Genomic DNA, 13,037 nt, shown 5'->3' on the forward strand with positions numbered 1-13,037 from the left:
GGAACAGGTAGTTTTATTCAATTACGGTGGTTTTCCGAAAGGATCTCCCAAGTTTCCTACCGTTTTCATTCTTTCACCAGGACTTACTATGATTTTTGATAACCTCTATGGACTCTTCTCGAATGACATGGGCATCGACCTCGGAACGGCCAATACGCTCGTCCACGTAAAAGGCCAGGGAATTGTCCTTTCGGAACCTTCTGTGGTGGCAGTCCAGGCTTCCACTGGCAAGGTTTTGGCCGTTGGCCAAGAGGCAAAACGGATGCTCGGAAGGACACCTGGGGACATCGTTGCCATCCGGCCTATGAAAGACGGTGTCATCGCCGACTTCGAAACCGTCGAAAAAATGATTCGATACTTCATCGCTAAGGTGCACAACCGCACGACCTTCGTCAAACCCCGCATCGTGATTGGGGTTCCTTCTGGAATCACCGAGGTGGAAAAACGAGCCGTTCGCGAATCGGCAGAGCAAGCCGGTGCCCGTGAAATCTTCCTCATTGAGGAGGCCCTGGCAGCAGCCATTGGTGCCAATATTCCTATCCATGAACCAGCAGGGAACATGATCGTAGATATCGGGGGTGGTACAACCGAAATCGCCGTGATCTCTCTTGGTGGTATGGTGATCGCAGAATCCATCCGAACGGGTGGAGATGAGTTTGATGACGCCATCGTTAAGTATCTGCGTAACCAGTACAACTTGGTCGTAGGGGAAAGAACAGCGGAAGACATCAAGCTTACCATTGGCAATGCATTTGCGGACAAACGAGTGGATACTATGGAAGTGAAAGGCCGTGATGCCATTTCTGGTCTCCCTCGCACCTTGGAACTAGACTCCAACGAAATCCGAAAAGCTCTGAAAGAACCAACCGACGAAATCCTAGACGGAATCAAATCTGTCTTGGAACGCACCCCACCAGAACTGGCAGCAGACATTGTGGAACGAGGGATCGTTTTGACAGGCGGTGGTTGCCTTCTCCGTGGACTGGAACATTACCTCACAAAAGAAACAGGTGTGCCGGTCTTCCGTGCTGAAAACCCGCTAACATGCGTTGTGTTAGGAACAGGTCGTTACCTAGACGAATTGAAGTACATCAAACCAGGCATCCACTAAATCAAGATTCCGCTCTCATGGCGGTTCATCCAAAGAGAAAAAGGGAACAATCTGTTCCCTTTTTTTTTTGGGCGCACGTTTCCGGCTCTCCGCTCCAATCTTTGCTTACGCAAAGGATTTCCGCTGCGATCCGGGGCGCGGGGGGGGGGGGGGTATCAAAAAAAGAATCTGACCTCTTAAAAAATTATTGAATGAAAGTACAAAGATTAATTTTTTACGGTAAATTTCATTTCAATTGGGTTCTCTGAAAGTTCTTTATCTACATAACGTAATAGAGTCGGTTTACTCGACCTTGGAATGCTGAAGTAAACAATCATTTCAGGATACCAACCAGACGAGTTTGGCTTCAAACTTACAAAGCTCGAAAGTGTCTTAAACTGGTTATTCTCGGCAGAAATACTCTCCATAGCTGGAACTTCTTTTCCATCTACAACAAGTCTAAAATTTTGAGAGCTTATCGATAAAATTCGATCTGTATTATTCTGAAACAAAAGTTCCACTCTACAAATTTTGTTACCGACTCCCGCGGTCATATAAGATCTATTAGCTGAATCTACTAATACGTCACAGATAGAGGTATCCGTATGGGCAAGTCTCATGGGAAGATTTAATTTTTTATAGTTACCTCTGAAGGTGGAGATAGCTATATTTCTAGTTTCAATTTCTTCCAGCGCAGAATTGATAGTTTCTGAAAGAACATATTGAATGTAATCAATCTCTTTTGACTTACTGGAACCAAAAGGGAAAAGTAGCCAGCTTCTCCACTCATCTATCGTTGGTGAGTCGATGGGTTTTAATGGATACGCATTTCCATTGCTATCATAGATGATCGGAACCACGCTAAATTGGAATGTTTTTTTGAGAGGCAAAATTCCTAAGGTTGTTAATCCTAAAATGTTCATTAGGAGATTTACCGATTTTTGCTGATAATTATATTGTAATTCTAGAATATCCCTTTTGTTCATTTTTAGATATTCCTGCGAATAATCAAATTGACTACCATCTCCTATCGTATCGATAAATGTAAATTGTTCGCTTGATTTATTCTTTTCAGCGATTGTTCTCATGACTGCTAAAGGTAAAGATTCTGCAGTCGATTTAATAGAAATCCCGTTGTTTTCCATTCTGGTAAGCGCTATGCCTAGAGTTTTTTTCCCCATGACTTGATTCCTTCCATTCAACTCACCTGGAAGAGAATAATAGGCACAATTTATGAATAAGCTAACAAAAACAAGGAGGCAAAATGTGGATGAAAAAAACTTGTACATTTGGAAGTTCCCTTAATTTATTAATAGGCTATAGTCATTCGAACATCGGAGTATGGTCAAGAAAATTACTTCTTATTGTTAATCTTAATGCTTATCCAGATCTTCCAAAGATCGAAAAGATAATAACCGATATTCTTATTGCAGGAACAAGATTAAATATGCAACCGAGACTTTCTCCATTTTCGTTGCAGCAACTCCAGTAGCAGGAAACCAATCTCTTATCAATTCACGTACCTATTATTATTTCAAGCCAGGCTGTGCTTATCTACCTTATATGGTCCGTTCTCCGATCATTTAATGTCAAAAAAATTACGAAGGACATATAAATCCGACCTTCATTTTTTTTTGTTAGTGCTTAAAAATATTGCAATTCGTTCGCCTTTTTTCTATACTTGCCAGAATAATTGAAATTGAAATGCTAACAAGGACTAACGATGAAGCGAATTATTTTATTTCCCCTACTCTTACTCTATACAAATTGTATCCTTTCCTCACTTTTTGACAAAACGAAGGTAAATGCTGGTTCCGATGGATCTGGTCTTCTTCTTTTAGCTTTGGGTGGAGCATCGCCTAATGGTATTTCCGCTGGTGAACCTGTTGGAGGCGGTGAGGTCACAAGCGCTGGGACAACTCTCCGTTCTTCAGACGGAATCATCACGATCGATATCCCTGCCGGGGCAGTGGACGAAACGATCAATTTTACGATCAGTAAAATCACTCCTGAAAGCTCCGTCTTTCCTGGTAGTTTCCTTCCGACAAGTGATGCTTACGAATTGCTACCGTCTTACCGTTTTAAAAAGCCTGTCAATGTTAGTTTAGCATTGAACACAACATCTATCCAAGGTTTAAATTTGGTCAAATCCAAGAGTTTAGGATTTTCCTTTAGTTCTACCAGTTCTATAGACAATGCTGGTCGTTTTCCAAGTTGGACCGCTCATGAATCAAAAGTTGAAGGCGATAAGGTTGTTTTTTCAACCGAGACTTTCTCCATTTTCGGTACGGCAACTCCACCAGCCGGAAACCAACCTCCTATCAATTCAGGTGCCTATTATTATTTCAAGCCAGGCTGTGCTTATCTACCTTATATGGTCCGTACACAAGTCATCGATCCAGATGGCGATACTGTGCACGTGTATTTGATAACAGGACCGAATAACGGAGGTGCGGCGGCTATCCAAATGACTCGAGAGGGATTAACTAATTGGTACACTGCAAATATCCCATATGAAGCTATGGCTTCCTCCGGTATCCAGATGCAGGTAACTGCTACTGATTCCAACGGTCAGACAAGTTTTGTTCCCTCAAGCACGATTTTTAAATACCCTGCTAGCTCCAATGATCCTATTTTCATTGCCAATTACGACCGTGACCAGGACAACGATGGTCTCCTATGTGCTTGGGAACGAGACAATGGAAGGAGCGATACGAATGCGAGTGATGTGGGAGCCGCTACTGATTCTGATGGAGATGGTATCCCAAACTCTTCTGACTATACTCCCAATGGTGAGGCAAATCCAAACATCGATAGCTTACAAATCTTTCCTGCCATCGTAACCATGGATATTTCCGAAAAAGTAATTTTTGGCGCCATGGCTTCGCTAGGTGGGCAATACCGTTATGTAAACGCAAGCTATTCAGCAACGGGAATCGCATTAGATGGAAATCCAGTAGGATCTATGCTTACCGCGACTGCGCCAAGTACATTCCAACCATCAAATCCAGGGACCGCTGGTGTCGTTGCTACCGTAGGAGCAAGAAATGCAACAGCCACCGTCATAGTTAAGGACACTCGTGGACCAAATAACATCACCAATCTCAGTGCCTATTCCATATCTCAAAACAAAATCCGTTTAGAATGGACTGCACCTGGCGATGATGGAGTGTTTGGACGTGCCTCCATATATCAGATCTACCGCTCCACAACAGTAATTAGCAATAACACAAATTGCAACGGCGTGCTAGTCAATCATGGCTTAACTCCAAAAAACTCTGGTTTACCGGAAAGATTCGATGTGCCAGGACTTTCACCTAATACTACTTATTACTTTTGCATACGGGCCTTTGATGATTCTGGAAATATCAACGCTTGGGCAGGAACAGTATCCGCGACAACTCAAAGCGTACCAGACATCATTCCACCTTCTGATATCGTGAGTGTATCTGCCACATCGCTTGGTATAGATAAGGTGAAACTAGACTGGGTTTCTGTTGGCGATGATGCTAATGTGGGAATCCCGGCCGCTTATGAAATTTATCGTTCTACATCACCTATTACCAATGATAATGAATGCCGAAGTGCAGTCGAAATACTAAACAATGTGACGCCCACTGCCGCGGGTACCCCTGCTACATTCACCGTTTCCAATCTTGCTGACAATACCGTCTTTTACTTTTGTGTTGTAGCCGTAGATGAGTCAGGTAACTACAGCAAATGGAATTCACTGACGACTGCTACCACGGCGAGGGCTAACCAAGCTCCTGTTGTCTCCGTTGTGAATGTTCTGACCACAATTAACAGAAATCCTGTCTTTTTTTCTGGTTCTAGTTCCAGCGATCCGGATGCCATCGCCTGTGCCGCGAATGCCAATAATTATGTATATTCTTGGACTTTGTTAAATAAGCCACCAACTTCAGCAAGGACTTCTGCAGACATTACTGGAGCCAATACACTCAATGCAACCTTTGCTCCCGACGTCGCAGGAAACTATGTTCTCCAACTCACGTTTACTGATGACAAAGGAGTTTGTGGGGGAACTAATAAACTTTCGGCGAAGACAACAACACTTTATGCAGATTACATTGGCTATGTGAATGTTAGCTATGAATATGCAACTCCTGCAGGTTACGTATACTCTGTACCTGTGGAGGGAGTGGATTATGAACGAATCAGTCAACTGGAATCAAACTTGACTCCTACTGAATGTAATCAAAGACCTTTAAATAATTTGTGTGTATCATCAACATACCGACTTATTCCAGATACAAACGGAATGCAAGTTCAGTTGTACAATCCTCCAGTCACAGATTATTATTTGATGGAGCAAAATGGTTACGCGGGCATCAGAGATGGCTTTTGGACGACAGCTGATATAGGTATGCCTCTCAGATTCGATGGGAATTATTTTTTTAACGATCCTTGGCCAAATGGCCAGCTCTACAAACGGGTATGGAACCCAACTGTGACCTGGACAGCATCGGGTAATGTCGGCTTCAAAACTGATGCCGAATGGAATGCGCTGCAACAAGACGTAGCCGCGGGCACCAAACGTAATTTAGTGGGAACTCGCTTCTAAGCCATACTTGTGTCTTAGCAAGGGGCCAGGCCATTCAACAAAAAGTCACTGGTCCCCTTGTTAGATTCTGCATCTAGAGATGACAGCCTCGATTTAGAACCCAACCATACCAAAGTCTGTCCGTTCTAACGAGAGCCCCCTAGACCCAAACAATCCCAAAATCCACTAAGATAAGAGAAAATAGGGTTCGTTTCGGCAAATTACTTTAATATTGAATTAACCTGGATCAAATTTTACCCATTGGCCTAAATGATCATCGAGGTTCGACTGAACATAGGTTTGCCTGCCCTTTTTTCCAATCAATGGCTTCTCACCTTACAGAAAAATATTGACAAATATTTTGTCTGTCAGTAGAGCTTGAGACATGTTTACAGTTATGCGCAAAATAATTTATATACTAATTTTCACTATACTTTCTTCGGACTGTTCTAATTCAAATTCGGAGAGTGACAGTTCGACTACGTTTCTCGTAGCATTGCTCTCTGGAAGAGGATCATCCTCATCTTCGACAAATGCAAACTTTCCTGTTACATGCTCAAATTCATCGACACCCACTTCGCTTGTATTGAGAGTCGGAACAAATATGCCCGCATTATTCTGTAGCGTGAGCGCACAAAACCTTTCCTCGGTAAACTTCACGATTTCTCCGAGCCTACCTGGCGGTTTAACTACAGAAACAAGCTTTTCCACGATAACGATTACTGGCATACCCACTATGAGTCAGCCGAGGACAACTTACACATTAACTGCAAATACAACTGCTGGATCACAGACAACAACTTTTGATATAACGATTAACCCCTCTCCACCAACCTTTGTTTCCGCAATTTTTTCAACCTACGTTATAGGAGTTTCGACTTCGGTTTCTATAGTGAAAGGCGGTTGTGTACCTTGTACATTTTCCATATCACCTGCTCTTCCAGCAGGGCTCTCACTAGATTCTTCAACTGGTGTTATCAGTGGCACTCCTACAACGGCACAAAGTGCCACAACTTATAGCGTGACAGCTTCCAATTCTGCTGGTAGTATTACTTCCAACAGTACCTCTCTAACCATAGTCCCAGTATCAATAGTTTATTCTGGACAATTTTTATATTACCCAGTGAGTACATCCGTGAGTATAACGCCCACTACTACATCGGCTAGCGCGGTTACTTACTCGCTTACCTCTGGCTCATTACCTGCAGGCATATCCCTTAATACATCTACAGGAGCAATAACAGGAACAACTCCGGGAACAGCGAGCACGAATTCAATTACCATTAGAGGTACGAACTCTGCGGGGAATGCAAATTCAAATCTTCTATCATTTCGGGTTCATACAGTCGCAGACTTAACATGCAATACGTCTGGCACTGCGTCTGGTTGCTCGGTTTCGACACCTTTTTCTTGCAATGCATCTTCTTTGTGCTATGGAAGTCTTTCGACCTGTAGACAGTCAGCTCCCACCGGCAGCTGCCAATATTAGAGAAACAGAAAGGCCTAAGAATCCTCGTTCGGAAAAAAATGGACTGGCTTTCGCTAATGCCTACATCGCCAGTTTCTTGGAAACTTTATCTGGATTAAGTTATGGAGGAAGAAAGAAAATCCAGATTCATAATCGGCAAAAATATCGTTTTCTGTGTATCTTTGATTTTTAAGTAGATCTAATACTATCATCGAAAATTGGATTGTCTGAAAATTTTAGATTTTACTTTCTAAAAACAACAGAAGGATTGAATCCATGGATCGGGAAAAATTTAGAAAGCTTTTAGCAAATCCTGATTTGGTGTTTCGCTATTGGATAGTATATCCTCTCATACTGTTTTTTATTTTTTTATTCACATTGGGGCCTCGAACTTTTATTTTAATCAGGACAAAACCTGTCTCAATTTTTTACTTTTTTCTATTATACTTATATTGTCTTTTGCTGTATCGACTCTCATTAGGTGATCTTTCAAAAAACGAATATTTAGAAAAACTCAAAAAACGAAAAAGAGATAAATATAATCGCTTTTAAGCTGGTCTACCTTTTACAATTTACATTGTTTTGCGAAAATCGGGCTTCTATTCTGGATTTTATGCGTTGCAACAAGACGATGCTGCTGGCACCAAACGTAATTTAATGGGAACTCGCTTCTAAGACTATTTGCATACTTCATAGACCACACTAAATAATCTTCGATCTTGACTGAGAGGCTTTAGCGCAAAGAATGTGAGCAAAAAGAAAGCATTCGAATCAATCATATTTTGATGGACATGTGTCGAAATCTATTACCTAAATCCTTATATTTTTTTGAATTTAGAACCTCAACCAAGCCAAATAAAAGACCAAGCAGCTGTTTATCTGATCCATGGAATACCAAATAGGCGAGAGGGTTTACTTATGGTTAACCGTAGGCCAATTCCCTACAAGGGAACCATTAGCTAACATCAGTTTCAAGCTATTTTTTGTCGTTTTAGTCAAAAAGCAATGCAACATAAGGTTTTTTTAACGAGGAACATACGTGAGACTAATGAATGAAAACAAAAGTTAGATTAGCTTTTTTTTGGCATCCTAAGCTGCCGTGAATATACATTAAAATAAATTTTATTGCCAGATAAATGAAATTTAAAAATGGTAGGAGACGTTTCATAAAAGGAGAATATCTACAATGAAGAAATTCAATAGATGGGGCCTGTTATTCCTAGCAATAATTGCTTCCATTAGTTTTCAAAACTGTACTGGCGGTAATGTGGGAATGATTTACGGAGTCCAGAATTCAAACCCTACCAGAGAATACAATAGCTACAATTCCGTTTACAAATACGGCGTTTTATTCCATTTGGCTTCCATTCCTGGCCAACTTGGATCCAATGCAGGTTCTGATTCGAAAGGCGAAAGCTGTTCCCATTCAGCTCTTTGGCTATTTTCCTGGGGTGATTCCAGCATTGAATCAGCCAAGAAAGCAGGAAAAATATCTGCTGTTAGCTCAATCGAATACAAACAATTGGGAATTTTAGCTGGAGCTCTGTACCATCAGTTCTGCACGACAGTGCTTGGTTCTGGTTCTTCCTCAACCAAAGCAGCTGATGCAGATGGAAAGCCTGCTAACACACAACAACGGAGATAAAAATGAAAAAAACAGTAATATTACTTTTCTTAACAATTTTTCTTGGATTCTACTCCTGTGCAACTGGTCCTACTCATGGATTAATATTTACGTACAATGATTTTCCTGGTGAGTTTAATCCAAATAATGATGTAAAAGCAATTAAATCAGCAGAAGGTTGCCAGCATGCCATATTGGGTTTATTTACTTTCGGAGATGCGGGAGCAGGCCAAGTTGCAAGAGATAATAAAATTGAGCGCATAGCAACAATCGATCATTCGACAATTAGTGTCTGGACACTTGCTTACCGAAGCTATTGCACTAAAGTTACAGGAGAATAAGAATGAATACGAGAATAAATCTGATATTGATGACCATTGCTATGGTATTTTTCACAAACTGTAGTACTGTTGTTCCAAGTGCTATTTTTAATGGAACTACTCAGCACGTTTATACAAACACTCCTGGTGGGCAATTGACGTCTGCGAAGGTAGTGAAATCTGGGCAATCCTGTTCATTCACCTTTTTTCCTGCTTATCTCTTCTTCTACGGCATTGGCGGAGGAATCGAAGATGCCAAAAAAGAAGGTGGTATTTCTAAAGTAGCAGTGGTTGACCGAAAATCCACAAGCTTCTTGGGTCCCATTTTCAACCGAGAATGTGTTCAAGTTTGGGGCGAATAGCCAGCTAACATAAGGTTACAATCGTAGTCGGGAAATACCCGACTACTCTTTCCTTCATGTAGATTCCTAACTATCTGGATTCATTTCTGTGCATGTAGGTTTTGGTTTGTGATTACTCTCTCGAAGTTCTTAAGGAGCCAAAAACCTACTCAATGCATATTCAAAAACAACAAGCCTATTGACGATAGCTTATGAAAGGTAACCCTTACATCGCATTTGAAATCATCAGATTCTCTGCAATTTCAAATGCATTTCAATTGGTTTTTCGCATACATCCGTAATCATTTTTTTTAATTTTTAGAATAAAGGGCGAAGGAATAAAATTTAAGCTTGCCATTCGACAGACTTGTAATATTTGTAGTTACAAGTATTCTTCATGTCCATCCCTAGTAGGTTTTCCGTTGCCATTCATATATTGACCATTTTGGAAATGGGTCGTGGAGCTTCTTCCGAAGAGATAGCTGGCTCTGTGGGCACCAATGCAGCCATTATTCGATTATTACTTGGAAAATTAAAAAAAGCAGGTTTCATTCATGCCCGTCGGGGTATCAAAGGGTCCTCTTTAGCAAAACCATCACGGGAAATCAATTTACTAGATATTTATAATGCTACTGAAAAAGAAGCTGCCTTGTTTCTTTTACATGAAAATCCAAATCCAAGTTGCCCTATAGGAAAAAACATTCAAAACGCTCTATCCGGAATTTTAGATGAAGCACAAAAAGCTATGGAAGATAAACTTTCAGAATATAATTTATCCGATGTTAGTTCAGAGATTCGTCAACGAATCGAATCTAAAAACAAGGGATTTAATAAAAAACAGGCATAATGTTTAAAAAATTTTTAACATATGTTGTAATAATGTAACATACAAATTTACAAGAAGGATAGAAAATGAACATTACATTAATAGGCGCTACCGGTTTTATTGGAAGTAAAACTTTAGAAGAAAGTTTAAATAGAGGATACCAAGTGACAGCTATTTTGCGAGATCCGAGTAAACTGAAAGTTGAACACAATAACTTAAAGAAATGCAAAGGTGATATTTTTGATACCGATGAATTGGCGAAGATCATTTTTGGTTCTGATGCTGTATTGGATTCCTATAACCCGGGTTGGACTGACCCAAATATTCGAGAAAATATGATAAATGGATCATTGTCTATTTTCAAAGCTACAAAAAAAGCTGGAGTCAAAAGAATCATTGTTATGGGAGGTGCAGGTTCACTTGAAGTTCAACCTGGATTGCAATTGATTGACACTCCGGAGTTTCCGAAGGAATATTTTGATGGTGCAGATGGTGCCAGACAAACTCTAAACTATTTGCGCACAGAAGATGACTTAGAATGGACCTTTCTTTCTCCTTCAATGATCATTGATCCAGAAGGACCAAAAACAGGAAAATATCGTGTCTCTAGAGAGTCTCTACTGATTGACTCCAATGGACAAAGTCGTATTTCTCTAGCTGACTTGGTAAAAGCTTTTGTAGACGAATTGGAAGAAAGAAATCATATACGAAGTAGATTTACTGTCGGATATTAGTTGTTAAATACCATGAACGGAAGACGCGGATATGTTTTGGTAAAATAATTTAATATTAAATTATTTTACATCAAATCTCTTAGTCTATAGGTCTAAACTACCGAAAGAGGTTAGTAGGCTATCAAATGAAACTTTTATTTCAAAATGCTACTTTGGGAAGACTCCCCTTGAAAAATCGGGTTGTCATGGCACCAATGACTCGATCCCGATCGATTGGAAATTTACCTGGAGAGATTGTAGGCACATATTATGAGCAACGATCAGATGCTGGTTTGATCATTACGGAGGGCACTTCTCCTTCGCCGAATGGCTTAGGTTATGCGAGAATCCCTGGAATTTTTTCAAAGGAACAAGTACAAGCCTGGAAGCTTGTAACAGAAAGAGTTCATGCAAAAGGAAGCAAAATCTTCGTGCAATTGATGCATACTGGTCGAATCGTACATGAACTAAATCTACCAAAAGGTGCCAGAGTCTTGGCTCCGTCCGCCATCCTGGCAAAGGGGAAGATGTGGACAGATGAAAAAGGTATGTTAGATCATCCTATCCCCCTCGAAATGACGAAGGAAGATATCAAGGGAACAATAGAAGAATTTGTATTAGCTTCGAAGAATGCGATCGAAGCTGGTTTTGATGGTGTCGAACTTCATGCAGCTAACGGGTATTTGCTTGAACAATTTTTACATCCCTCATCAAACCAGAGAAAAGATGATTATGGTGGCTCCATTGAGAATCGACTACAATTTGTAATGGAAGTATCAAAGGCAGTCAGTGAAGCCATAGGAAAAGATAAAACGGGAATTCGCCTTTCACCTTACGGAGCCTTCAATGACCTAACTCCATTTGCTGAAACGCACGAGGAGTATTCTTTGTTAGCCAAAGAACTAGATGGACTTGGCCTAGTTTACATTCACTTAGTTGATCACTCAGCAATGGGTGCACCAACAGTTGATCCCAAAACAGTCACAGCGATACGAAACCATTTTAAAGGTACACTCATCTTGAGTGGAGGCTATGATGCAGAGCGTGCAGAAGAAGATCTCAAAATAGGAAAGGCTGATTTAGTCGCTTTTGGAAGACCATTTTTGGCGAATCCTGATTTGGTCACTAGATTCCAGCAAGGTATACCTCTCGCCCCATTTGATGAAACAACTCTGTATACTCCAGGCGAAACAGGTTACACCGATTACCCTTTTGCTTCGAAGACAGTAGCTTCCCATTCGTAAACCATACGATTCTCAAAGAAGAGATTGACTCTTTTTTTGAGAATCTACGAACAAACAATAATTTCTTCTCAAGGACTCCTGGCAGATCTAAGTCAATCGAATAGGAGTCCAATTTTATTTAAAAAAGAGTTCTAGCATAAGTGAAATCCAGACCAAGGCCAAGAATTGAAAATGCTATCTATATGGATGAAACGCAAGCTTCTGTAGAAGCTGTTCCGTATTTTAGAAAAAGCTTAACTAAAGTGTAAAGTTTCTTGGAAAGAACTGAGACAGTTTCTTTTTGATTGTGTCAAAAATTTCTCCCAAGTAAGTACCAATTAAGAATACAATGATGCTATAGAGTCCCATCTTCAAAGGTTCACTCCAGAATTCTAAAAAGGAATCAATTCTTCCATAACTTGGATTATTTGCTAAATAAATCAGAGGCACACTTTGATTTAACTGATACTCGCTTCCCATTTCTCCAAGGATTTTGCCATTGATCTCATATGTTTCCCCATTAACGATGTATTGTATGATGGGTCTATGGATATAATGACTTGTTCCATACCGTTTATTGCTCGTCTGCGTTGAATAATCGAATTCTTTATAGGAAGAGGTAACTTTCCCCATTGTTTTCGAGCCTGTTCGGATGATATTGATATTTGAAATGACGGTGAACGCGGAGCTTAAAAAAAGATAGATCGCATAAAACTGAATGATACGTTTAATTATTTTTGTTTTCATACTATTTGAATATACTACTAAGTATCGAGGGAAAAAGCTCCCAATACCAAGGTAGATACAATCTTACCTAGAAGCTATGAGAAAAGTTGTTTTAGATCTAAAATCTAATTTCAATGAACTGAAG

At 40.3% G+C, this 13,037-nt stretch carries 12 protein-coding genes; 9 read left to right on the plus strand and 3 right to left on the minus strand.

Going from position 1 to position 13,037, the window contains the following annotated elements; all coding sequences use genetic code 11:
• Nucleotides 1–88: 88 nt before the first annotated feature.
• Complete coding sequence (locus tag DI060_RS12635) at nt 89–1,111, plus strand: rod shape-determining protein (protein ID WP_108977196.1); 1,023 nt, start codon at nt 89–91, stop codon at nt 1,109–1,111.
• 206 nt (nt 1,112–1,317) lie between these two features.
• On the opposite strand, the gene DI060_RS12640 is transcribed toward DI060_RS12635, so the two are convergent.
• Entirely contained in the window at nt 1,318–2,379 is a 1,062-nt protein-coding gene (locus DI060_RS12640; RefSeq protein WP_108977198.1) for a DUF4352 domain-containing protein, read from the minus strand.
• 434 nt (nt 2,380–2,813) lie between these two features.
• Between DI060_RS12640 and DI060_RS12650 the strand changes: the two genes are divergently transcribed.
• On the plus strand, nt 2,814–5,672 hold the full coding sequence (locus DI060_RS12650; RefSeq protein WP_108977202.1) for a fibronectin type III domain-containing protein: 2,859 nt from the start codon (nt 2,814–2,816) through the stop codon (nt 5,670–5,672).
• Between the two features lie 390 nt (nt 5,673–6,062).
• Here the strand turns inward: DI060_RS12650 and DI060_RS18985 are convergent, their stop codons facing one another.
• Nucleotides 6,063–6,380, minus strand: a complete 318-nt coding sequence (locus DI060_RS18985) for a hypothetical protein (RefSeq protein WP_167837003.1) — start codon at nt 6,378–6,380, stop codon at nt 6,063–6,065.
• A 7-nt stretch (nt 6,381–6,387) separates the two neighbouring features.
• Between DI060_RS18985 and DI060_RS19325 the strand changes: the two genes are divergently transcribed.
• The 7 genes from DI060_RS19325 to DI060_RS12695 all read left to right on the plus strand — a co-directional run bounded on the left by DI060_RS19325 (nt 6,388) and on the right by DI060_RS12695 (nt 12,187).
• Nucleotides 6,388–7,140 (plus strand): putative Ig domain-containing protein, encoded by a 753-nt coding sequence (locus DI060_RS19325; protein ID WP_167837004.1) that lies wholly within the window; start codon nt 6,388–6,390, stop codon nt 7,138–7,140.
• Between the two features lie 1,165 nt (nt 7,141–8,305).
• On the plus strand, nt 8,306–8,764 hold the full coding sequence (gene lsa14 / locus DI060_RS12670; RefSeq protein WP_108977208.1) for an adhesin Lsa14: 459 nt from the start codon (nt 8,306–8,308) through the stop codon (nt 8,762–8,764).
• 2 nt (nt 8,765–8,766) lie between these two features.
• Nucleotides 8,767–9,084 (plus strand): TRL-like family protein, encoded by a 318-nt coding sequence (locus DI060_RS12675; protein ID WP_108977210.1) that lies wholly within the window; start codon nt 8,767–8,769, stop codon nt 9,082–9,084.
• A gap of 2 nt (nt 9,085–9,086) precedes the next feature.
• Complete coding sequence (locus DI060_RS12680; RefSeq protein ID WP_209452043.1) at nt 9,087–9,425, plus strand: TRL domain-containing protein; 339 nt, start codon at nt 9,087–9,089, stop codon at nt 9,423–9,425.
• A gap of 376 nt (nt 9,426–9,801) precedes the next feature.
• A complete protein-coding gene (locus DI060_RS12685; RefSeq protein ID WP_108977212.1) occupies nt 9,802–10,251 on the plus strand; it encodes an Rrf2 family transcriptional regulator in 450 nt (149 codons plus the stop codon).
• Between the two features lie 65 nt (nt 10,252–10,316).
• Nucleotides 10,317–10,964, plus strand: coding sequence for an NAD(P)-dependent oxidoreductase (locus DI060_RS12690; protein WP_108977214.1), 648 nt, complete (start codon nt 10,317–10,319; stop codon nt 10,962–10,964).
• 125 nt (nt 10,965–11,089) lie between these two features.
• Nucleotides 11,090–12,187 (plus strand): alkene reductase, encoded by a 1,098-nt coding sequence (locus tag DI060_RS12695; protein ID WP_108977216.1) that lies wholly within the window; start codon nt 11,090–11,092, stop codon nt 12,185–12,187.
• A 237-nt stretch (nt 12,188–12,424) separates the two neighbouring features.
• On the opposite strand, the gene DI060_RS12700 is transcribed toward DI060_RS12695, so the two are convergent.
• A complete protein-coding gene (locus DI060_RS12700) occupies nt 12,425–12,913 on the minus strand; it encodes a DUF3592 domain-containing protein (protein ID WP_108977217.1) in 489 nt (162 codons plus the stop codon).
• Between the last annotated feature and the right edge of the window lie 124 nt (nt 12,914–13,037).

The organism is Leptospira ryugenii, assembly GCF_003114855.1.
Classification (GTDB): domain Bacteria; phylum Spirochaetota; class Leptospiria; order Leptospirales; family Leptospiraceae; genus Leptospira_A; species Leptospira_A ryugenii.